This is a genomic window from Streptomyces sp. CA189 (genome assembly GCF_056428985.1).
On the sequence record NZ_JBWJVM010000002.1, the window covers coordinates 172644 to 195206 of the forward strand.

General features: G+C 72.0%; 18 protein-coding genes. 12 read left to right on the forward strand and 6 right to left on the reverse strand.

The genetic code is table 11. The annotated features are described in order from the left end of the window. Positions 1 to 101 precede the first annotated feature (101 nt). The 3 genes from AC061S_RS03065 to AC061S_RS03075 form a co-directional block, all read right to left on the reverse strand. Positions 102 to 443 carry a hypothetical protein gene (locus AC061S_RS03065; RefSeq protein ID WP_478684234.1) on the reverse strand — a complete coding sequence of 114 codons (342 nt, stop codon included), beginning with the start codon at positions 441 to 443 and terminating at the stop codon, positions 102 to 104. A 223-nt stretch (positions 444 to 666) separates the two neighbouring features. Next, positions 667 to 3006: an alpha-N-acetylglucosaminidase gene (locus AC061S_RS03070; protein ID WP_478684235.1), complete on the reverse strand. Its 2340-nt coding sequence runs from the start codon at positions 3004 to 3006 to the stop codon at positions 667 to 669. Positions 3007 to 3153: 147 nt separating this feature from the next. Beyond that, complete coding sequence (locus AC061S_RS03075) at positions 3154 to 4875, reverse strand: ricin-type beta-trefoil lectin domain protein (protein WP_478684236.1); 1722 nt, start codon at positions 4873 to 4875, stop codon at positions 3154 to 3156. Between the two features lie 192 nt (positions 4876 to 5067). Here AC061S_RS03075 and AC061S_RS03080 point away from each other — a divergent pair, with 192 nt between their 5' ends. Both AC061S_RS03080 and AC061S_RS03085 read left to right on the forward strand, forming a co-directional pair. Next, on the forward strand, positions 5068 to 5715 hold the full coding sequence (locus AC061S_RS03080; protein ID WP_478684237.1) for a TetR/AcrR family transcriptional regulator: 648 nt from the start codon (positions 5068 to 5070) through the stop codon (positions 5713 to 5715). Between the two features lie 26 nt (positions 5716 to 5741). Then, positions 5742 to 6722 (forward strand): serine/threonine dehydratase, encoded by a 981-nt coding sequence (locus tag AC061S_RS03085; RefSeq protein WP_478684238.1) that lies wholly within the window; start codon positions 5742 to 5744, stop codon positions 6720 to 6722. Between the two features lie 79 nt (positions 6723 to 6801). Here AC061S_RS03085 and AC061S_RS03090 read toward each other — a convergent pair whose 3' ends face one another. After that, a complete protein-coding gene (locus AC061S_RS03090) occupies positions 6802 to 7251 on the reverse strand; it encodes a universal stress protein (protein WP_478684239.1) in 450 nt (149 codons plus the stop codon). 190 nt (positions 7252 to 7441) lie between these two features. Here AC061S_RS03090 and AC061S_RS03095 point away from each other — a divergent pair, with 190 nt between their 5' ends. Both AC061S_RS03095 and AC061S_RS03100 read left to right on the forward strand, forming a co-directional pair. Continuing rightward, entirely contained in the window at positions 7442 to 7798 is a 357-nt protein-coding gene (locus AC061S_RS03095) for a hypothetical protein (RefSeq protein WP_478684240.1), read from the forward strand. Positions 7799 to 7846: 48 nt separating this feature from the next. Then, a complete protein-coding gene (locus AC061S_RS03100; protein ID WP_478684241.1) occupies positions 7847 to 8809 on the forward strand; it encodes a universal stress protein in 963 nt (320 codons plus the stop codon). Between the two features lie 121 nt (positions 8810 to 8930). Here AC061S_RS03100 and AC061S_RS03105 read toward each other — a convergent pair whose 3' ends face one another. Further along, positions 8931 to 10022 (reverse strand): ABC transporter ATP-binding protein, encoded by a 1092-nt coding sequence (locus AC061S_RS03105; protein ID WP_478684242.1) that lies wholly within the window; start codon positions 10020 to 10022, stop codon positions 8931 to 8933. Positions 10023 to 10418: 396 nt separating this feature from the next. Between AC061S_RS03105 and AC061S_RS03110 the strand changes: the two genes are divergently transcribed. The 5 genes from AC061S_RS03110 to AC061S_RS03130 all read left to right on the forward strand — a co-directional run bounded on the left by AC061S_RS03110 (position 10419) and on the right by AC061S_RS03130 (position 17681). Then, on the forward strand, positions 10419 to 11753 hold the full coding sequence (locus AC061S_RS03110; protein WP_478684243.1) for an ABC transporter substrate-binding protein: 1335 nt from the start codon (positions 10419 to 10421) through the stop codon (positions 11751 to 11753). A 251-nt stretch (positions 11754 to 12004) separates the two neighbouring features. Further along, the gene (locus AC061S_RS03115) at positions 12005 to 12898 is read left to right on the forward strand and encodes a carbohydrate ABC transporter permease (RefSeq protein WP_478684333.1); all 894 of its coding nucleotides are present in this window, start codon (positions 12005 to 12007) and stop codon (positions 12896 to 12898) included. Beyond that, on the forward strand, positions 12895 to 13770 hold the full coding sequence (locus AC061S_RS03120) for a carbohydrate ABC transporter permease (protein WP_478684244.1): 876 nt from the start codon (positions 12895 to 12897) through the stop codon (positions 13768 to 13770). Before AC061S_RS03115 ends, AC061S_RS03120 begins: the two co-directional genes overlap by 4 nt. A 68-nt stretch (positions 13771 to 13838) precedes the next feature. Then, a complete protein-coding gene (locus tag AC061S_RS03125; RefSeq protein ID WP_478684245.1) occupies positions 13839 to 16862 on the forward strand; it encodes an alpha-mannosidase in 3024 nt (1007 codons plus the stop codon). A 144-nt stretch (positions 16863 to 17006) separates the two neighbouring features. Next, the gene (locus AC061S_RS03130; protein WP_478684246.1) at positions 17007 to 17681 is read left to right on the forward strand and encodes a DUF4328 domain-containing protein; all 675 of its coding nucleotides are present in this window, start codon (positions 17007 to 17009) and stop codon (positions 17679 to 17681) included. A gap of 44 nt (positions 17682 to 17725) precedes the next feature. Here the strand turns inward: AC061S_RS03130 and AC061S_RS03135 are convergent, their stop codons facing one another. Further along, positions 17726 to 18439: an alpha/beta fold hydrolase gene (locus tag AC061S_RS03135; protein WP_478684247.1), complete on the reverse strand. Its 714-nt coding sequence runs from the start codon at positions 18437 to 18439 to the stop codon at positions 17726 to 17728. 254 nt (positions 18440 to 18693) lie between these two features. Here AC061S_RS03135 and AC061S_RS03140 point away from each other — a divergent pair, with 254 nt between their 5' ends. The 3 genes from AC061S_RS03140 to AC061S_RS03150 are packed head-to-tail and all read left to right on the forward strand — an operon-like array spanning position 18694 to position 22545. After that, a complete protein-coding gene (locus AC061S_RS03140; protein WP_478684248.1) occupies positions 18694 to 20718 on the forward strand; it encodes an NADPH-dependent 2,4-dienoyl-CoA reductase in 2025 nt (674 codons plus the stop codon). 58 nt (positions 20719 to 20776) lie between these two features. Beyond that, the gene (locus tag AC061S_RS03145; RefSeq protein ID WP_478684249.1) at positions 20777 to 21193 is read left to right on the forward strand and encodes a PaaI family thioesterase; all 417 of its coding nucleotides are present in this window, start codon (positions 20777 to 20779) and stop codon (positions 21191 to 21193) included. Next, a complete protein-coding gene (locus tag AC061S_RS03150) occupies positions 21190 to 22545 on the forward strand; it encodes an MFS transporter (protein ID WP_478684250.1) in 1356 nt (451 codons plus the stop codon). Before AC061S_RS03145 ends, AC061S_RS03150 begins: the two co-directional genes overlap by 4 nt. Positions 22546 to 22563: the final 18 nt, after the last annotated feature.

Here is a 22563-nt window from a genome sequence, read left to right on the forward strand (position 1 = left end):
TCGGTGGGATGGATCCCCCCGGATACCAGGGTGCCTCGGAAGCGGGGGTCCGCGCGGCGGGCTGGGGCGGGCGGGTGCGGGAACGGGCGGGTGGCCGGGCCTCAGGCGAGCGGGTGCCCGGCCCGCTCCGCGGCCCGCCGGGCCATGGCCGCGAGACGGCTCTCCGGATCCGCCGGGCCCGCCGCGCGGTGGGTGGCGATCTGCCGGCGCTTGCGCAGTTCCACGATCCCGTCGGTGAGCCGTTCCCACGGATCGGAGCGGTGCCGCGGCGACTGCTCCCGGTCCGCGGACGGCCGTAACCGGCCGGCGGCGGGCAGGCCCGTGGCGGGCAGGTCGGTGGCGGCCGGACCGGCGGGCGTGGTGGCCGGCGCGGTGGCCGCGCCGGCGAGGAGCGCCGGCGGCTCCAGCGTCGCGGAGGTGCGGTGCGGGTGGGTCTCGGACAAGGCGGGCGTCCTTCCGGCGATGGCGGCGTCGGAAGGGGCGGCCGCCGGAGGATGGTTCCGGCGGCCGCCCTTGATCCGTTTCCGGCAGTGTCCTTCAGTGAACCCGGTGCCGCCCTAGAGCGGCGGGCAGTCGGCCCGGTTGTCCCCCGGGCGGGTGGGAAGCTTCCCACCGGAGGGTGCCGGGCGTGGCCGTCCCGGATTCCCACCACCCCCGTGGTGTAGGTCAGTTGACCTCGGGGAGGGTGGCGGCGATGCCGGTCGCCAAGACGTACGGGTCGCCACTCGGCCGCGCCGGATGGCGGGTGGTGAGCCGCGCCCAGTCGTCCTCGAAGGCGTGCCAGTCGATCGCCCTCGGTGCGGCGCGCCGCACCAGCGCCTCCTCCAGCGAGGCGAAGTAGGAGGACCAGCGCCGGGCGTACAACTCGCTGATCAGGCCGCTCCATTCACGGTTCGCGTAGTCGTGCAGGAAGCCGCCCTCGCTGGTGCTCTGCCGCCCCCACACGCTGAGGATCGAGCGGGCGTCGTACTCGTACCGGTCCTGCTCGGCCCCGTTCGCACCGTGCGAGCGGGCCGCCGACAGCCAGGAGCCGAGCAGGAAGTTCGGATCGGAGCCGACGAGCGCGTCCAACTGCTGCTCCCGGTAGGCCCAGTCGGCGGTCAGTTCGCGGAACAGGGCCAGGTCCCGGGCCTCGTAGGCCGCCTTGATCTTGGGCAGCAGCACCCGCGAGTGGTTGGCGAGGGCCTGCCGGGTGGTGTCCACCAGGTCGAAGCGGTAGGCGCTGGAGCCGCGCAGCCGGGGATCCACCTTGAGCAGGTGGTCCAGGGCCCGGCGCACCGAACCCGCCGGATACCGCATCGCCTTGGGGCTCCAGTAGGCCGATCCCGCCGCCGTCAGGCTCGGCCGGGCCGTGAACAGGCTGTCCTGGGACTCCGACCACAGCCCCGACGAGGTGCTGTACGGGCCCTTCCGCAGCTCTTCCCAGGCCGCGGCGGCCGCGGCGTCCGGGGCTCCGTACCGCCGGCCGGCGAAGTCCGCGAACCACTTCCGCTGGTCGATCGGGCCGGGCTCCCACGCCAGGTCGGTGAACAGGTCGAAGGCCGCCGGGTTGGTCCCGGTTGCCTCGGGCAGGTAGGCGATGCCGGTCAGCGCGCTGTCGGGTTTCGCGCGCCAGGACTGGAACCGGTCGATCCACACCGAGGTGTTGGCGCCGATCGTCGTGTGCCCGCCGAAGTTGTAGATCGAGCCGATGGCGTACGAGGCTCCGCCCCAACGGGTCTCGCGGTCCAGCCGGTTGTACCGGTCGGAGAGCCCGTCCAGGATCAGCAGCTTCGAGGTGTCCACTCCGGCCAGGAGTTCCTTGGTCGGATCGTCCTGCCAGCCCAGCACCGCCCACAGCGCGCCCGGATGCGCCGCCCACAGGGCCTGCTGCACCGCGCCGGCGGCGGTCTTCACGTCCACCGAACCGGTCTTGCCGCCCTCGTGCAGCGGGCTCATCCGGTACATCGTGCTGTCCCCGAACACCGCCCGCTGCTCGGCGTAGTACGCGGCGGCCAGTCGGGCGAAGGGCGGCGAGACCGGGTCCAGCCAGTCGGGCCGGTCGAAGCCCGCCCAGTCGCCCTGCGGAACCGTCACCGCGCCCGGGTTCCGCCCGGCGAAGGCCGGCGGGACCGTCCCGAAGTAGCCCGGCAGCACCGGGGTCATGCCGAGGCCGCGCAGTTGTTCGGCGATCTTGCCGCCCAACTCGGCTCGCCCGCTCATCAGTTCTTCGGACACCGGGCCGCCGAAGCCGCTCAGGTTCTGCAGCAGCCACCAGCTCTGGTGGCCGGGACCCGGGATCCACTCCCGCAGCTCCTCGGCGCTGTAGCCGAACCGCTGGAGCGCCCGGTAGTACGGGTACTCGGCGCCGACCTGTACGAACACCTCGTTGATGCCGTGCAGCGCGAGCAGGTCGATCTGCCGCTGGTGCTCCTCGAAGGTGCGGTACGGGCCGCTGTACCCGTCGTCCGTGTCGTTCAGCGCGTACCGGTGCGCCACCTGCGCGCTGCGGGTGACCGGGGAGGGCACCGCCGGCAGCTCGGCGGGCAGCAGTCCGATGCTGTCGCCGGGCCAGCCGATGTCGGCTCCGGCGACGTGCTGGAGGTACCAGCCGACCCCGGTGAGCAGGGTGGCGCCGGTGGAACCCCGGACGGTGATCGCGCCGGCCGTGCCGGACACGGTGAAGGTGTCGGGCCCGGCTCCGGCGTCGGGCACCAGCGTGAACTGGCCGGCGTGCCGCGGCAGCAGCCGCTGCAGGGAGGCCAGCGCGGGGGTGGCGTCGAAGACCCGCGGCCGGGGCGCGTGCGCCGTCGCGGCGTGTCCCGCGCCCGTCCGGGCGGGGGGCTGGGCCGGGGATTGGGCGGGGGCCTGGGCGGCAGGAGCCGTCGCCCCCGGGGCGGGACCCGTCGCTCCGGGGGCCGCCCCGGCGACCGCCAGGGTGAGCAGGGCCGCGGGCAGTGCGGCCAGGGTGACCCGGCGGCGCACCCGCCGGGCGGCCCGGCCGCGTTGTGGGAGGGGGACCGGCATGCGCGTCGTCCTCGTCTCGGCCGGCTCCGGCGTTGCGGCCGGCTCGCTCGGCTCGATGGGCTCGCTCGGCTCGCTCGGCTCGATGGGCTCGGTGGGTGGGTGCTTCCTCGTCTGGTGCCTCGTCTGCTTCCCCATGGGCCCGGGCCGTCAGACCGGCAGGGCCCACGCCTGGTCGACCTGGTGGTCGCCGCAGGGCGTCAGCCGCAGCCGCTCGGCGGGGGTGCCCGGTTCGACGGGGACCGCCGCGGGGGCCGGGGCTGTCAGGCAGAGTCCGCTCGCGTCCTCGACCAGCGCCCCGTCGCGGCGCGGGGTCCAGCTCTGACCCGGCTCGCGGCGCCGCTGACCGCCCGAGCAGTCGGCCAGCTCCACGAGGCCCTCCTCGCCCGCCGACAGGCAGGCTCCGGCCAAGCGCAGGCTGCCGTCCCGGCCCAGGGTCCAGCGCTGGTCGGGTGCGCCCGTACAGGCGGCCATCACGACGGCGCCGACGCCGGTGGTGTTCGCCCCGTCGGCGCAGGCGGCGCTCGTGCCGGCGCCCCGGCCGGCGATCTGCCCGGTGGGCACGGCCTCGGCGCAGCCGGTGCGCGGGGTGAGCCGCCAGACGCCGGTGTCGTGCGCGGCCAGCGTTCCGGTCAAGGTGTCCGACAGCTCGCGGGTTTCACCGTTCCACAGGTTCTTCGCGTCGACGGTGCAGGAGCCGAGCCCGAGCCCCAGCTCGTCGAGCGGTACGCGGATGTCGCGGGCGGCGGCGGACCGGTTGAGCACGGCGACCGCGCGGTCCCCGTTCGCCAGCGGCCGCACCAGGATGTCGAAGGTGGCGTTCGAGGAGACCACCGCTCCCTGGACGCCCATCGGGTCCTGGTCCAGCGCGATCAGATCGGTGTTGCCGAGGGCGGCGAGCCCGTCCGGGGAGAGCTCGGAGACCTGCGAGGACAGGATGAACGGTGCGGCCATCATGGCCCACAGGCCGACCTGGCTGCGGCTCTCCGCCGCGGTGAGCCCGGGGGCGCCCGCGATCAGGAAGTCGGGGTCGTTCCAGTTGCCGGGGCCGGCGTACCGGCCGAGCCAGCGGTTGTAGCCGTAGTTGCCCATGACCGAGCTCCAGCGCGAGGTGGCGGGCGCGGTCGGCTTGTAGACCTTGATGTCCCGGCCCTCGCGCCACAGCTGGCCGGTCTCGCCGACCCAGTCGATCACCTTGTGCCAGTCGGAGCCGCCCCACTCGCCCTGCTGGAAGTAGGCGGGCGCCGAGGCGGACAGCACCATGTCCCGGCCGCTGTCGCGCAGCGCCTTGGCGACGGAGTTGTAGGCGTCCCGGTAGGCCTGTTCCTTGGTCTTGCCCTCGGGCACCCAGAGGTTGCAGCCGTCCATCTTGACGTAGTCCACCTCCCAGGAGGCGAACTGGCGGGCGTCGCGGGCGTAGTGGTCGGGGCCGCCGCCCTCGGGGGAGCCGCTGCCGGGGTAGCGCTCGCAGGTGAGGGAGCCGGCGTCCTGGTAGATGCCGAACTTCAGCTTCCTGGCGTGCAGGTACGCGCCGAGCCAGGCCATGCCGTGCGGGAACTTCTCCGTGTCGACGACCAGATTGCCGTCCGCGTCGCGGCTCTTGGTCATCCAGCAGTCGTCGATGGTGACGGTGTCGTAGCCCTTGGCGGCCAGGCCGGTGGCCACGAGGGCGTCCGCGTTCGCCACGACCTTGGCCTCGTCGATATCGCACATGTAGTGCGCCCAGTTGTTCCAGCCCATGGGCGGGGTGAGCGCGAGCGGGGTGTCCGAAGTCGCCGTCGGATCGGCCGTCGCCGGGGCGGGGCAGAGCGCGAGGGCGAGCAGGGCGGCCGCGGTCAGACAGGGGAGCGACGCACGCAGGCGAGGCGGCACGGAGTCTCCTTGACGTGGGGGCTGTCGAGGGCTCAGTGCAGCGGTGTGACTACCCGCTGTCAACATAAGTCGGGGGTTATTGATCAATGACCAGCAATATGGGTGTAGTCGAGCGCACACGAAGGGGTAGATACGGCGTCCCGTACGCCGTTCCATACGGTGGATGTGACACTGGCTGATACGCTGTATTTCATGCCGAGAAGATCAGCCGCCCTGGATCGCGCCACACCCGAGGCGATCGCCGCCGCCGCCCTGCGGATCCTCGACGAACAGGGGCCCGCCGCGCTCAGCTTCCGCGCGCTCGCCGAGCGGCTCGACGTCTCGCACGCCACCGTCCAGCGGCGCTGCGCCGACCTCGCCGGCCTGCTCGACCTCTGCACCGAACACCTCGCCGCCCAGCTGCCCGAGATCCCGGCCGGGGCGGGCTGGGCCGAGGCCACCGAGCAGCGGTTCACCGCCCTCTACCGGCTCCTCGCGGCCCACCCCGGGCTGATGATCCTGCGCGGCGGCCGCCCGTGGCTCGGCCGGCAGCTGCTCGCCCGGCTCGTGGAACCGGCGCTCGCCGACAGCGTGGCCGCCGGGATGACCCCCGCCGAGGCGATGACCGCGTACCGGCGGATGTACCTGCTGACCCTGGGCAGCGCGGCCTTCGTCGACCACCGGGACCCGGCCGCCGCCACCGCCGCCTCGCGCGGGGCGCTCGCCGCCCTGGACCCCGCCGAATTCCCCGTGCTCTCGGCCGGGCTGGCCGACGTACTGCCCGCCCTGACCGACCACGAGGTGTACTACGGCGCCCTGCGCCAGCTGATCGAGGCGAACCGGCCCTCCGCCGGCGCCTGAGTTTCGAACGACAGGAGTGCGGGTTCATGGAACAGCAGCTCGACGCGGTGCCCCTCGATGCGGTACCTCTCGACGCGGTGCCTCTCGACTACGCCGCCGTGCGCGCCGCCGCCGGCCGGATCGCCGGGGCCGTGCGGCCCGTCGCGGTGATACCGGCGGGCGGAGGGATCTCGTACGCCCTGGAGTACCTCCAGCACACCGGCTCCTTCAAGGCGCGCGGCGCCCGCAACTTCCTCGCCGCCCACCGTGCCGCCGGCACCCTCTCCGACGCCGGGGTCACCATCGCCTCCGGCGGCAACGCGGGCCTCGCCTGCGCCTGGGCGGCCCGCGCCGAGGGCGTACCCGCCACCGTGTTCCTGCCGGCCACCGCCCCGCGCGTGAAGGTGGAGCGGCTGCGGGGCTACGGGGCCGACGTACGGCTCGTCGGCGACCGGTACGCCGAAGCGCTCGCGGCCTGCCGGGAGTTCGCCGCCGGGAGCGGGGCGCTGAGCAGCCACGCCTACGACCACCCGCTCATCGCGGCGGGCGCCGGAACGCTGCTCGACGAGATCCGCACCGCCCTGCCCGGCCTGGACACGGTCGTCGTCGCGGTCGGCGGCGGCGGGCTCTTCGCCGGCATCGCGACCGCCGCGCGGGAACACGGCGTACGGGTCGTCGCGGCCGAACCGGAGAACTGCCGGGCCCTGAACGCGGCCCTCGAAGCCGGCCGACTGGTGGACGTCCCGGTGGACTCGGTCGCCTCCGACTCGCTCGGGGCCACGCGGGTCTCCGCGGACGCGCTGGCCGCGGTGCGGGCCCCGAACGCCTCCTCGGTCCTGGTCCCGGACGCGGCGATCACCGCCGCCCGGCGCGCCCTCTGGGACGAGCACCGCATCGTGGTCGAAGCGGGCGCGGCCACCGCCCTGGCGGCCGTACGCACCGCGCCCGGGCCGCTCGGCGAGCGGGTCGCCGTGGTGCTCTGCGGGGCCAACACCGACCCGGCGGACCTGGGCGCCGCGCCGTCCTGAGCGGCCGGGCCCCGGGCCCCGGCCGCCGGCCGCCATCCGTCAGCACCTCAGCACCTCAGCGGCTCAGTCCCTCAGTCCCTCAGGCGGAGCCGTCCTCGCGGACCACGACGACCGTACTGGCCGCGTACTGCACCACCTGCTGGCTCACCGAGCCCAGCAGCGCGCCCTTGATGCCGCCGTAGCCGCGGGTGCCGACGACCATCAGCGCCGCTTCCTCCGAGGCCTCCACCAGCACCTGTGCGGGCGGGCCCTGCTCCACCCGGCGGAAGACCGGAACGCCCGGCGAGGTGCCGACCGCCTCCGCCACGGTGTCGGCGAGCTTCTGCCGGGCCGCTTCCTCGGCGTGGATCAGCTCGGTCTGCTCGGCCGGGCTGACGCCGAAGGGGTTGGTGTTCCACTCCCAGCTCATGACGGCGTGCACCCGGCCGCCGATGGCCTTCGCCTGGGCCACGGCCCAGCGCAGGGCCTGCTTCGAGTGGTTCGAACCGTCCACGCCGACGACGATCAGAGGCTCGGTGTTCTGGCTCACGATGGTTCCTCACGGTTCGTCCGAATGATCGTTCTCATCCCTGTATACACGCCGCCCCCGGTCCGACCTCGAACGACGATCGTTGCGGGGACCAGAGACTTTGGAGAACAGTGCGGGCCGCCCCCGCTTGCGAGAGTCGTGGCACGGACGGGAGACGTCCGGTGGACGACAGAGGGACGAGGAGCTCGACGTGGCGGCACGCAAGGGATGTCTGATCGGCTGTGCGGTGGCCGGGGTGCTGGGGATCGGGCTGCTCGTGGCCCTGCTCTTCGGCGTCGGCAAGATCATGGACGTCGCCGACAAGACGCTCGTCGACCCGAAGGTGTACGAGGCCGTCAAGGTCGGTGACTCCGAGGCCGAGGTCCGCGCCAAGCTGCCGTCCGGCGAAAGCTTCGTCACCTCGGCCCTCAAGGAGGGCGGTCCCGCCGAGCCCGTCGGCAGCCAGTGCTCCTGGTACGTGTCGAACGCCGGCAGCGGCGACACGGTGCTGCGCTTCTGCTACAAGGACGGCAAGCTCGCGGAGAAGGTCGACTACCGCTCCAAGTAGGGCCTTCGGCCCCTGCCCGCCGGGCCCGCCCCGCCGGAGGGTGGAGGCATGCAGACCAACTCGGCCGGTTCCACCCCTGCCAGGCCCGCCCTGGCGGCGGTGGACGGCTCGGAACACAGCCTGAGGACCCTGGACTGGGCCCTCGAAACCGCCCGCACGCGCGGGGCCGCCCTCCACGTGGCACACGTACGGCCGGAGGCCCTGCGCGTCCACGCCCCGGGAGAGGCCCTCGTGCCGCCGCCCGACCGGGACACCGATCCGGTGCTGGAAGCGGTACGGGCGAGACTGGCGGGACGGCAGGACCTGCCGCCCGTCACCTACGTCTCCCGCGACGGAAACCCCGCCGCGACCCTGACCGAACTCGCGGCGGGAGCGCAGCTCCTGGTCATGGGCTCGCGCGGACTCGGCGGCTTCGCCAGCCTGCTGCTCGGCTCCAACAGCCGGGTGTGCGCGGCCCAGTCGCCCTGCCCCGTCGTGGTCGTCCCGCACACCGCGCGGCTGGTCACGGAGGGGGCCGGAGCGGAGGTCCCGGGCGGCGAACACAGGATCGTCCTGGGCCTGGCGCCCGACGAAACCACCGAGGACGTCGTCGACTTCGCCTTCGCGGAGGCCCGCCGCCGGGGCGCGGTGCTCCAGGTCGTCTCCACGCACCTGGTCCCGCTGTCCTCGCTCACCCTGGTCGGCTCCCTCGTCGCGGAGCGCGGCGGCGGCTACCCGCCGGGCACGGCCGGCGGCGAGGCCGCCGAAGTGGCCCGGGAACTCGCCGAGAACCAGCGCACGAGGCTCCAGCCGTACCTGACCAGGCGCTACCCCGACGTCACCGTCGAAGCCGTGGTGGCCCCCGGCGACCCGGCCGGCCGCCTGGTCACCGCCTCCCAGCGAGCCGACCTCGTCGTGGTGGGCCGCCACCGCCGCCGCCTGCGGGCCAACTCCCTGCTGATGGGCTCGGTGTCGAACGCGGTACTGCTGCACGCGCTGTGCCCGGTGGCGGTGGTTCCCGTACGCGGCTAGGGCGGGGCGGGGCCCACGCCACCCCACCCCACCCCGCCCCGCCCCCGAACGGGCGAGCCCCGGACCGGTCGTCGCCCGGTCCGGGGCCTTCAGGGTTTGGGGGTCTTGGGGGCCGGAGCGGTCAGTCGGGGAGGCGTTCGCCCGTGGTCGGGTGGAACAGGTGCAGGGCCTCCTGGCGGGGGATGACCCGGATGGTCTTGCCGCGCAGGCCCTCCTCGCGGCCGTACGTCCGTACGGTCAGCGGCTGGGTCTTGCCGTTGCCCAGGTCGAGGTTGCCGTACGCGAAGCCGTCCGAGCCGAGCTCCTCCACCGAGTAGAAGGTGACGGGCAGGCCCTTGTCGCTGTGCGCGGCGTGGAAGTCCAGGTGCTCCGGGCGGATGCCCAGGGTGACGGTGTCGCCGCCGGCCGCCTCGCGGGACGCGCGGCTGATCTTCACCGTGGAGCCGCCGAAGCGGATGCCGTCCCCGTCCAGCGGCAGGTCCAGCAGGTTCATGGCGGGGGAGCCGATGAACCCGGCCACGAACTTGTTCGCCGGGCGGTCGTACATGGTGCGCGGGGAGTCGCACTGCTGGAGCAGGCCGTCCGCGAGGACCGCGACGCGGTCGCCCATCGTCATGGCCTCGACCTGGTCGTGGGTGACGTAGACGGTGGTGGTGCCCAGGCGGCGCTGGAGGTTCGCGATCTCGGCGCGGGTCTGGACGCGGAGTTTGGCGTCCAGGTTGGAGAGCGGCTCGTCCATCAGGAAGGCCTGCGGTTCGCGGACGATCGCCCGGCCCATGGCCACGCGCTGGCGCTGGCCGCCGGAGAGGGCCTTGGGCTTGCGGTCGAGGTACTCGGTGAGGTCGAGGATCTTCGCCGCCTCCTCGACCTTCTTGCGGATGGTCTCCTTGTCCACCTTGGCGATCTTCAGGGCGAAGCCCATGTTCTGGGCGACCGTCATGTGGGGGTAGAGCGCGTAGTTCTGGAACACCATCGAGATGTCCCGGTCCTTGGGCGGCAGGTGCGTGACGTCGCGGCCGCCGATGGAGATCGAGCCGGACGTGACCTCTTCGAGGCCGGCCAGCATCCGCAGGGTGGTGGACTTGCCGCAGCCCGAGGGGCCGACGAGGACGAGGAACTCGCCGTCGGCGATGTCGAGGTCCAGCGATTCGACCGTGGGGCGGTCGGCTCCGGGGTAGGTGAGGCTCGTCTGATGGAACGTGATCTCAGCCATGGCTGTCAATCCCTCTTTCACCGGCGGTACGTGCCGGACGATCCGTGTGGGTGGGGTCGGCAGGAGTGGCAGAGCTGTATTGCGGTACGCGGGGTAAACCGCATTAGTGCCAGTTTTGGTTAACCGGTGATAAGAAGTCAACCTTCCCGGGTTGATCGCCTTCGTTATCGAATCGATATCGCGCCAATGGGTGTCAGGACTAAAGCGCATCAGTGCAGGTCAGAGTGGTGCTTGGGGAGTGACTTTCGGACTGTTCGTACCCCCGCTGTCGTAATTCGGGACGTACGGGTACCTGTCTCTAGGGACTTTGGTCATATTGACGGAATCTTGATTTCGGGTGAGTTTGGGCCCAGTGATCCGGCGACGAGGCCGGAACTCCCCCTGAAGGCGGCGACGATGACCCGTAAGAACGTGACCCGTATAGCCATCACCACGCTCGTGGCCGGCACTTTCTTCGCGACCTCCGCGTGTGGCATGAGCGGTGGCGCCGGAGACGTGAAGGAGGGGGAGAAGACCGGCAAGGTGGCCGGCCAGATCACGTTCCGCACGCTCCAGCTGAAGCCCATGTTCACGTCGTACGTCCAGGGGGTCATCGACGCGTTCGAGAAGCAGTACCCGGACGCGAAGGTCAAATGGGAGGACGTGCCGGGCGACGGCTACAACGAGAAGATCGTCGCCGACGCCCAGGCCGGCGCCCTCCCCGACGTGGTCAACCTCTCCACCGACTCATTCCAGCTCCTCGGCGACCGCGGCATGCTGGCCGACGTGGCGAAGCTCGACCCCGAGGTGGCCAAGGACTACGTCCCCGGCGCCTGGGAGCAGTTCAAGCTGCCCGGCAAGGGCGACAGCGTGTTCGCCTACCCCTGGTACGTGACCCCGGAGATCCTCACGTACAACAAGGAGCTCTTCGAGAAGGCCGGTCTCGACCCGGCCAAGCCGCCGACCAGCGTCGAGCAGTTCTTCGACTACGCCGAGCAGATCGCCGCCAAGTCCGAGGGCAAGTACTCCGCCTTCATGGCCGACCCCAAGGGCCGGCTGCCCGGCGACTGGCAGAAGATGGGCGTCCCGATCCTGAACGAGAAGCAGGACCAGTTCACCTTCGACACCGACAAGGCCGTCGCGTGGGTCGAGCGGATGAAGGACCTGTACGCCAAGGGCGCGATGCCCAAGGAGTCCCTGCTCAAGCAGGACGACATCAACCAGCTCTACGGCGGCGGAAAGATCGTCTTCGGTCCCGGATCCCCGGGCTTCGTCAAGGACATCAAGCAGAACGCCCCGCAGATCTACGCGAACACGCAGGTCGCGAACGCCGTCACCGGGCAGCTCGGCCACATCGGCATCTACGCCCAGTCGCTCGGCATCAAGAAGGACACCCAGCACATGGACGCGGCGACCGAGTTCGCCAAGTGGCTCACCAACGGCCCCAACCAGGTGGAGTTCTCCAAGCACGCCACCATCTACCCGTCCAACGCCATCGGCCTCGCCGACCCCTTCTTCGCCGACAAGGGCGACGGCAAGGACGCGGAGACGCTGGCCCGCGCCGTCGGCGCCGAGCAGCTGAAGACCGCCGGACTCGACGCCAACACCCCCGTCCAGTGGACCAACCAGGTCGGCGACGTGGTCGTGCGCGAGATGCAGAAGGCCATCAAGGGCGAGCAGGACGCCAAGACGGCGGTGAAGAAGGCCCAGGAGGAGGCGAACAAGCTGCTCGCCAAGACGGCCCAGCAGTGACGGCGGCAGCGGAGAAAGGAGAGGCAGACGCCATGAGTCCGAGGAGTCCCATGAGTCCGTCCTCAGGGCCTGAACTGCGGGAGAAGGCCGGCCCGTCGCGGGACGCGCCCGACCCCGCACCCACCCTCGACAAGGTGCAGGCCTGGTCGCAGACCGGAGGGCCGGCGGCGGCGGACCGACCCGGCGGCCAGGCCCCACGGAGCAGGTCCAAGGCCAAGAAGGCGAAGCAGGCGAAGCAGGCCAAGAAGGCCATGGAGGCCGAGACCGGGCTGCGCCACCGCAAGTGGTGGACCCCGTACCTCTTCCTCGCCCCGGGCCTGATCATGGTGACGATGTTCAGCCTCTGGCCGTTCGTCAACACCGTGATCCTCTCCTTCACCGACGCGCAGATCCTGCGCGGCGGCGGGTTCGTCGGCTTCGACAACTACACCCGCGCCTTCGCCGACTCCGACTTCTGGGTCGCCACCGGCAACAGCGTGCTGTACCTCGTGGTCGTCGTCCCGTGCCTCGTCTTCCTGCCGCTGGCCCTCGCGGTCCTGGTGCAGACGAAGGTCCCCGGCATCGGCTTCTTCCGCTCGGCGTTCTACACCCCGGTGATCGCCTCGGCCGTGGTCGTGGGCCTCATCTGGCAGTGGGTGCTGCGCAGCGACGGCCTGGTCAACACGCTGTTCCAGAAGCTGAGCATCATCTCCGAGCCGATCCCGTTCCTGACCGACAGCACCATGCTGCTGGTCTCCGCGATGATCGTGACCGTGTGGAAGGGCCTCGGCTACTACATGGTCTTCTACCTCGCGGCCCTCGGAAACGTCTCCACCTCGCTCTACGAAGCCGCCGCGCTCGACGGCGCGGGCCCCGTGCGCCGCTTCTTCAGCATCACCGTCCCCCAGGTGAAGCCGATGATGCTGCTGGTCGGCACCCTCTCCGCGATCTCCGCGCTCCGCGTCTTCACCGAGATCTACATCCTCGGCGGCGAGAGCGGCGGTCCCGGCGGCGGCGCCCGTACGCTGCCCTTCCTCATCCGGCAGGTCGGCCTCGGCTTCTCCGGCGAGACCGGTTACGCGGCCGCCATCTCCATCCTGTTGTTCCTCCTGACACTGGTCTTCAGCCTGCTGGGCCGCCGTCTCTCGAAGGGAGACGAAAATTGAGTACCCTCGCTTCCCTCGGGAACAAGGCGGGCAAGCGCGTCGGAGCCGACGCGCGGCGGTACTGGATCGGCCTCGCCGGCCGGTACGCCACGCTCACCCTGATGCTCGTGATCATGCTCGGACCGATCGTCTGGCAGTTCCTGACCTCGATCCGCGGCCGCACCGAGAACGTGTACGACGGGGTGCTGCCCTCGCAGCCCACCCTCGACAACTACTTCCGGGTCGCCGAGTCGTTCCCGCTGTTCCAGTACGTCGGCAACACCCTGACGGTGGCGCTGCTCGCCATCACCTCGAACATGCTCTTCGCGGCCATGGGCGGCTACGCCCTCTCCCGGGCCGCCTGGAAGGGCCGCAAGATCGTCTTCACCGTGCTGGTGGCGACGCTGATGTTCCCCTTCGAGTCCGTGATGATCTCGATGTTCCTCACGGTCCGCGAGATGGGCCTGGTCGACACCCTCATCGGTGTCTGGCTGCCCGGCGCGGTCTCCGTCCTCAACATCATGATCATGCGGTCGGCCTTCCTCTCCGTCCCCAAGGAGGTCGAGGAAGCTGCGGTCCTGGACGGCGCGAACGAGTGGACCCGCTTCACCCGGGTCTTCCTCCCCGCCGCCAAGGGCGCCCTGGCCGTCGTCTGCATCACCAGCTTCATGGGCGCCTGGGACGACTTCCTCTGGCCCCTGCTGGTGCTGACCAACAGCGACAACTACACCCTCCAGCTCGGCCTGAAGACCCTGGCCGGCGCCACCACCGTCAGCGACCAGCGGATCATCGCCGCCGGTGCGATGGCCGCGCTGATCCCGATGATGCTGCTCTTCTTCGCCCTCCAGCGCTTCTTCTTCAAGGGCGTCGGCGAGGGAGCCATCAAGACCTGACCGGGCCCGCCCCTCCCCGACCGACCGTACGCGCGATCGCAGTCCACCCCCACTCTGGAGCAGCCGTCATGCACGACGACCGCAGCATCACCGAACACCGCCTCCGCCGTGTCCTCAAGGAGCGCATCAAGCCCGCCGTCCACTCCCGCTCGGTCCCGCTGACCGTCGAGCGCTGGGAGGCCCCCGGCGAGCCCGTCCCCGTGGCCGAGGGCCTGGCGGCCTCCTACGAACCCTGCGCCGTCGGCGAGATGTGGGGCCCGGCCTGGGGCACCACCTGGTTCAAGGTCACCGGCACCGTCCCCGCGGACTGGGCCGGCCGCACGGTCGAAGCCGTACTCGACCTCGGCTTCGACCGGATGATGCCCGGCTTCCAGTGCGAGGGCCTGGTCCACCGCGCCGACGGCGGGGAGGTCAAGGCGCTCAACCCGTACAACGACTGGGTGCGCGTCGCCGACCGCGCGGCCGGCGGCGAGCGCATCGAGTGGTACGTCGAGGGTGCCTCCAACCCGATCCTCGTCGACCACTCGGTCACCTACGAGGGCGACAAGCAGACCAGCGGCGACCAGCCCCTCTACCGGCTCGCCCGGATGGACCTCGCCGTCTTCGAGACCGAGGTCTGGGAACTCGTACAGGACCTCGAAGTCCTCTACGACCTGATGACGCAGCTCGACGAGGGCGATGCCCGGCGCTACGAGATCCTGCGCGCCATCGACTCCGCCCTCGACGCGGTGGACCTCTGCGACGTCCCCGGCACCGCGGCCGATGCCCGCGCGCGGCTCGTCGTCGTGCTGGCCGCCCCCGCCAACGCCTCCGCGCACCGGATCAGCGCGATCGGCCACGCCCACATCGACTCCGCGTGGCTGTGGCCGCTGCGCGAGACCGTGCGCAAGGTCTCGCGGACCACGTCCAACATGCTGGGCCTGATGGAGGAGCACCCCGAGTTCGTCTTCGCCATGTCCCAGGCGCAGCAGCTCGACTGGATCAAGACCTACCGGCCCGAGCTCTTCGAGCGGGTCAAGAAGAAGATCGCCGACGGGCAGTTCGTGCCGGTCGGCGGCATGTGGGTCGAGTCCGACACCAACATGGTCGGCGGCGAGGCCATGGCCCGCCAGTTCCTGTACGGCAAGAAGTTCTTCATGGACGAGTTCGGCATCGAGACGAACAACGTCTGGCTGCCCGACTCCTTCGGCTACACCGCCGCGATGCCGCAGATCGTCAAGCTCTCCGGCTCCCAGTGGTTCCTGACGCAGAAGATCTCCTGGTCCCAGGTCAACAAGTTCCCCCACCACACCTTCTGGTGGGAGGGCATCGACGGCACCCGCGTCTTCACGCACTTCCCGCCCGTCGACACCTACAACTCCGACCTCGGCGGTGCCCAGCTGGCGCATGCCGCCCGCAACTACCAGGAGAAGGGGCGGGGTTCGCGCTCGCTGGCCCCCTTCGGCTGGGGAGACGGCGGCGGCGGCCCGACCCGCGAGCAGCTCGGCCGTGCCAAGCGGCAGCGGGACCTCGAAGGCTCCCCGCGCGTGGAGATCGAGCGCCCCGACGCGTTCTTCGAGAAGGCGCACGCCGAGTACGAGGACGCGCCCGTCTGGGCCGGGGAGCTCTACCTGGAGCTGCACCGCGGCACCTACACCTCCCAGGCCAAGACCAAGCAGGGCAACCGGCACAGCGAATCACTGCTGCGCGAGGCCGAGTTGTGGGCGTCCACGGCCGCGGTGAAGGTCCCGGGGTACACGTACCCGTACGAGGACCTGGAGCGGATCTGGAAGACCGTGCTGCTCCACCAGTTCCACGACATCCTCCCGGGCTCCTCCATCGCCTGGGTGCACCGCGAGGCCCGCGAGACGTACGCCAAGGTGCGGGAGGAGCTGACGGCGATCAGCGTGGCCGCGCAGACCGCCCTCGCGGGGGAAGGCGAGGAGGAGCTCGTCTTCAACTGCGCCCCGCACGCCCGGCGCGGGGTCCCGGCCGGCGGGGCGGGGCTGCCGGCGGCGGCCGAGCAGCCCGTCACGGTGGAGGAGCGCCACGGCGGCGGCCACGTCCTGGCCAACGGGCGGCTCCTCGTGGAGATCGACGGCCGCGGGCTGATCGTGTCCGCGTACGACCTGGAGGCCGGGCGGGAATCGGTCGCACCGGGCACCGCCGCGAACCTGCTCCAGATCCACCCCGACTTCCCGAACATGTGGGACGCGTGGGACATCGACGAGTTCTACCGCAACAAGGTCACCGACCTGGTGGACGTGGACGCGCTGGAGGTCGCCGAGGCCGGTCCGGCAGCGGGCACCGTACGGGTCACCCGTTCGTTCGGCCTGTCCTCGGTCGTCCAGACGGTCACCCTCCGGGCCGGAGCCAAGACGGTGGACATTGTCACGGACGTGGACTGGCACGAGACGGAGAAGTTCCTCAAGGCGGCCTTCCCGCTGGACGTCAAGGCCGAACGCTCCGCCTCGGAAACGCAGTTCGGGCACGTCTACCGGGCCACCCACACCAACACCTCGTGGGAGGCGGCGAAGTTCGAGATCTGCGCGCACCGCTGGATCCACACGGAGGAGCCGGGCTGGGGGGTCGCGGTCCTCAACGACTCCACGTACGGGCATGACGTGACCCGCGACATGCGCCCCGACGGCGGACAGACCACCACCGTCCGCCTCTCCCTCCTGCGGGCCCCGCGCTACCCCGACCCGGAGACCGACCAGGGCGCGCACACCCTGCGCTTCTCGCTGGCCCCCGGCGCGGCCGTCGGTGACGCGGTCCGCGAGGGCCACGCGCTGAACCTGCCGGAGCGCGTGCTCCGCGGTGCGGGCCCGGTCGCCCCGCTCGTCGCGGTCGACACGGACGCGGTGGTGGTCGAGTCGGTGAAACTCGCCGAGGACCGCAGCGGCGACGTGGTCGTCCGCCTCTACGAATCCCGGGGCGGCCGCGCGCACGCCACCCTGGCGGCGGGCTTCCCGCTGTCGGCGGCGGTCGAGAGCGACCTCCTGGAACGCCCCCTGGAGGGCGCGGCCGTCTCCGCCCCCGCCCCGGACGGCACGATCCCCCTCACCCTGCGCCCGTTCCAGATCGTCACGGTCCGCCTCCACCGGGCCTGATCCTGTCCCACGATCCCGTCCGCGGGGTGCCCCGAATCGCCGGGGCGCCCTGCGGCGCGGGCCCACCTGTGCCGTATGTTCTGCCTGCCCGCCCCAGGAGGCGGGTTTTCTGCATGTCAACGCACCCGTGGGGGGTCCCTCGTCATGTCCGCCGGTCCTGGTTCCGCACGACTGTCTCCGCTCGGCGCGCCTCCGGCGCGCTCGCTGCTCCGCTCGCCGAAGGGGCTGGCCACGGCGCTGACCCTGCTGCTCGGCCTGTGCGCCCTGACCCGGCTGTTCGCCGTGGCCGCCGGGGTCAACCGGTATAGGACGCTGGACAGCTTCGGGGAGGATACGGGGCTGGGACATCCCGGGACGCTGTTCACGATCTCGATGAGCCTGGTCATGATGGCCATGATCCCCACGGCGGTGGTCTTCATCGTCTGGTTCCACCGGGTCCGGGTGAATGCCGGCGTGTACGCGCGGGGGGCCTTCCGGGGCGGTGCCGGCTGGGCGATCGGGGTCTGGTTCATCCCGGTCGTGGGCTGGACCGTCCTGCCCTGCCTGATCGCGATGAAGGTGTGGGCGACCAGTGCGTCGAGGCTGCCCGGCAAGGCCGCGCTGACCTCCCCCGCCCCCGTGTTCGCCTGGGCCGGAGCGTTCGGAGCGGCGATAGTGGCGTCCGGTGCCGCCAACCGGTCGGCAGCCAGGGCCCTGAGTGACGACGCCGTGCGCGACGCCATCCTGCTCGGCGCGGCCTCGGACCTGATCTACGCCGTGGCGGCGGTGGCTGCCGTCCTCTTCGTACGCCGCCTGTCGGCCCTGCAGTCGGCCGCCTGAGCGCCGCCCCGGCCGGTGGTACGGGCCCGTGGTACGGGCCGGGGTCACCGCGCGAGGAACGCCGACACGGCCGCCGTGAACTCACCCGGCGCCGCCGCGTGGATCAGGTGGCCGTACGGGAGCGTGATCAGGCGGGCGTCCGGGATGCGGCGGACCACCTCGTCGAAGGAGGCGGGCGGCAGGTGGCCGGCGGGGCCCCCGTACACGACCAGGGTGGGGGCCGTGATGCGGGACAGGTCCGCCAGCCAGGACGGGTCCGGACGGTCGAGCTGGGGGCGGACCGCGAGGACCATCGCCCAGTCGAAGGCGAGCTCGCCCTCGGGGCGTACGGGGGCCACGGCCTCGCGGGGGAGCGGCGCGGGCGCCTCCTCCAGGACGAGGCGGCCGATGCGGTGCGGCTGCGCGGCGGCGGCCAGGTACGCGACGACACCGCCCATCGAGTGGCCCACCAGGTCCACCCGGTCGAGCCCGAGGGCGTCGAGGAAGCCCAGCACATCGTCCCGCATGAGCGGGAGCGAGTACGCGGACGGCCGCGCGCTGGCTCCGTGGCCGCGCAGGTCCAGCGCGAACACCCGGCGCTCCCGGGCGAGTTCGTCCCGTACGGGCGCCCAGTCGGCGGCGGTCTCGCCCAGCGCGGGGAGCAGGAGCACCGGCGGTCCGTCCGGCGGGCCCGTGACCTCGTAGGCGAGGCGTACTCCGCCGTTCACCGTCACGGTGCGGTGCTCGGGAATCCGGGTGTTCGTGGGCTTCCGCGTCATCCGCCAGAGGGTACCGGCGGGCCGCATCCGCCGGAGGCGAGCCCGGAGCGCGGGGCACGCGGGCATCGCCCCGTCCTTGGCGATCACCCGGGCCGTGAACTGCGCCACAGGCGTCGGCGGGGAATGCCCTGTGGCCACCGGAATCCCCGGATCGCGAGGATGCGGGACCCGGCGCTCGGTTATGCACCTAGTTGCACAATAAGCGCTTGCTCAGCTAGAACAGATCCATCACCCCCGCGCGAGGAGGCGCCCTCATGAGTTCCCAGAGCCGGTACCCGCACCTGCTGAGCCCCCTGGACCTCGGCTTCACCACCCTGCCGAACCGGGTGGTCATGGGCTCCATGCACACCGGCCTCGAAGAGCACGAGGGCGGCTTCGAGCGCCTCGCCGCCTTCTACGCCGAGCGCGCCCGCGGCGGCGCCGGCCTCATCGTCACCGGCGGCATAGCCCCGAACGACGCCGGCCGCCCCTTCGAGGGAGGCTCCCGCCTCACCACCGAGGAGGAGGCCGCCGAGCACCGGGTGATCACCGACGCGGTGCACGCCGAGGGCGGGAAGATCGCGATGCAGATCCTCCACTTCGGCCGCTACGCCTACCACAAGGACCTGGTCGCCCCCAGCGCCCTCCAGGCCCCCATCAGCCCCTTCGTCCCGAACGCGCTCACCGATGCCGAAGTCGAGCGCACCGTCGAGGACTTCGTCCGAGCCGCCCGCCTCGCCAAGCTGGCCGGCTACGACGGCGTGGAGATCATGGGCTCCGAGGGCTACCTGGTCAACGAGTTCATCGCCGCCGCCACCAACAAGCGCACCGACCGCTGGGGCGGCGCCTACGAGAACCGCGTGCGCTTCCCGCTGGAGATCGTCCGGCGCACCCGCGCGGCCGTCGGCGAGGAGTTCATCCTCGTCTACCGCCTCTCGATGCTCGACCTCATCCCCGGCGGCTCCACCCTCGACGAGGTCGTCCACCTCGCCAAGGAGATCGAGGCCGCCGGCGCCACCATCATCAACACCGGCATCGGCTGGCACGAGGCCCGCATCCCCACCATCGCCACCTCCGTCCCGCGCGGCGCCTACACCTGGGTCACCAAGCGGCTGATGGGCGCGGTCTCCGTTCCCCTCGTCACCAGCAACCGCATCAACACCCCCGAGATCGCCGAGGAGTTGCTCGCCGACGGCCGCGCCGACCTGGTCTCGCTCGCCCGCCCCTTCCTCGCCGACGCCGATTTCGTCGCCAAGGCCGCCGCCGGCCGCTCCGAGACCATCAACACCTGCATCGGCTGCAACCAGGCCTGCCTGGACCACACCTTCAGCGGCAAGATCACCAGCTGCCTGGTCAACCCGCGCGCCTGCCACGAGACCGAACTCATCCTGTCTCCGACGCAGTTGAAGAAGCGGGTCGCCATCGTCGGGGCCGGCCCGGCCGGCCTCGCCTGCGCCGTGTCCGCCGCCGGACGCGGCCACGCCGTCACCCTCTACGAGGCCTCCGGCCACATCGGCGGCCAGCTCGACATCGCCCGCCGCATCCCCGGCAAGGAGGAGTTCGAGGAGACCATCCGCTACTACGGCACCCAGCTTGCCGAGCACGCGGTCGAGGTCAAGCTGAACACCCGCGCCGATGTCGAGACCCTGCGCGGCTACGACGAGGTCGTCGTCGCCACCGGCGTCAGCCCCCGTACCCCCGACATCGAGGGCGTCGACGGCCCCAACGTCGTCAGCTACCTCGACGTCCTGCGCGACGGCGCCCCCGTCGGGCAGCGCGTCGCCGTCCTCGGCGCCGGCGGAATCGGCTTCGACGTCGCCGAGTTCCTCACCGACAGCGGCGAAGGCGCCTCCCAGGACCCCGAGGTCTACTTCCGCCACTGGGGCGTGGACACTGCCTACACCGGCCCCGGCGGCCTCACCGCCCCCGAGCGGCCCGCCCCGCCGCGCCAGGTCCACCTGCTCCAGCGCAAGACCACCAAGGTCGGCGCCGGGCTCGGCACCACCACCGGCTGGATCCACCGGGCGGAGCTCAAGCACCGCGGCGTCGTCTCCGTCGCGGGGGCCGCGTACGACCGGATCGACGGCGAGGGCCTGCACATCACCGTGGACGGCGAGCAGCGTCTCGTACCCGCCGACACCGTGGTCCTGTGCACGGGCCAGGAACCGCGCCGCGACCTGTACGAGGCCCTGCGCGCGGCCGGCATCGAGGCCCACCTGATCGGCGGCGCCGACGTGGCCGCCGAACTGGACGCCAAGCGGGCCATCCGCCAGGGCACGGAACTGGCCGCCACCCTCTGAGGCGCGGCTGACGCAAAGGGAGTTGTGGCGGCCGCGGCCGGGCCGCCACAATCACCCGGTGACGACGCTGACACCGGCAGACGCGGACAAGATCCTCCACGACAACTTCGCCCCCTGGGTGCTCGCCCTCGGACTCACCGTCCAGGAGACGGGCGAACGGCACGCCGTACTGCGGCTGCCCTGGTCCGACACCCTCGCCCGGGACGGCGGGGGCCTCAGCGGCCAGGCCCTGATGGCCGCCGCGGACACCGCCACCGTCATCGCGGTCTCCGCCGCGCGCGGGGCCTACGGTCCGATGACCACCGTCCAGCAGTCCACCAGCTTCCAGCGGCCGGTGGTCGGCACCGACGTGCTGATCGACGTACGGATCACCAAACTCGGCAAGCGGATGGCCTTCGCCGACATCACCATGACGCCCGAAGGCGCCGACGAACCGGCCGCCAAGGCCTCCACCGTCTACGCCCTGCTGGGGTGACGGGCCCGCGGAGCGGGCTGCGGTACAACCGCCCCTTCACCGTCTTCTGGCTGGGCCAGGCACTGTCGGTGCTCGGCGGCTCCGTGTCGCTGCTCGCGCTGCCGCTGCTCGTCCTCGAAGTCACCGGGTCCCTGGTCGGGATGGGCCTGATCACCGCCCTCTCCGGGGTCTTCGCCATCGCCACGGGAACCTTCGCGGGCCATGTGGTGGACCGGGTCGACCGCCGCCGCCTGATGATCGGCTGCGACCTCGCGCGGGCGGTGCTGCTGGGCTCCGTACCGCTGATGTGGTCCTTCGGCGGCCCGCGGATCTGGCTGCTGTACGTGCTGACCGCGCTGGTCACCGTACTGAAGACGCTCTTCGACGTGGCCTACGTGAGCGCCGTGCCCTCCCTGGTGGAACCGGCCGACCTGGTCGCCGCCAACGGACGGCTGATGGGCACCTTCGCCCTCGGCACGCTCCTCGGCCCGGTCGTGGCGGGCCTGCTCGTCGCCGGGGTCGGCGGGACCTGGGCGCTGGCCCTGGACGGGGCGACCTTCCTCGTTTCGGCGGTCAGCCTGCGCTGGGTCCGCTTCGGCGTCCGGGGGAACGCGGCGCCGCCCCGGCCGGAGGCGGGCACCTCCCTGCGCGAGGTGTTCGTGGCCGGCTTCCGCTTCCTGTGGGCGCACGCCCTGCTGCGCCCGCTGACGGTCCTGCTCACCCTCCTCACCTTCGTCACCATCGGCGCCACCGACCTGTTGATCTTCCGCCTCCAGGGCGACCTCGGCCGCGGCGCGGCGACCGTCGGCTACGTGATCGCCGTGAGCGGCATCGGCGTCGTGTGCGCCTCCTTCGTCGCCGGGCCCCTGCGCCGGGCCCTCGGCTTCGGCCCGTGCTGGCTCGGCTCGACCGCACTGATCGGCGTGGCGGTGGCGGCCATCGGGGTCAGCCGCAGCGTGCCCGTGATCGCGGCGATGGCCGCCCTCTTCATGTTCGGGCTGACGGTGGGCGGCGTCTGCTCCATGACCCTGCGCCAGGAAGTCACGCCGGACCACCTGCTCGGGCGGGTCACCTCCGCGTTCTGGACGGTCCACAACGCCTCGGGCCCGGTGGGAGCGGCGGCGCTGACCGCCGTGGCTGCCCGGCACGGGGTCCCGTCGACGAGCCTGGCCGCGGGCGCCCTCTGCCTGCTCATCGCCGCCGCGGGCCTCCTGACCCCGCTCCGCTCCGCCGGGCCGAACCCGCCGCGCAAACCGGCGGCGGGCTCGGGCGGGGCTCCGCCGGATTCCGGGGCGGCCGGGGACCCCGGGGCCACTGCGGCCAACGCGGCCGCCGCCGTCCGGCGCCGGCTGCGACCGGGCCGCCGCGGGTGAGGGCCCGCGACCCCTGTT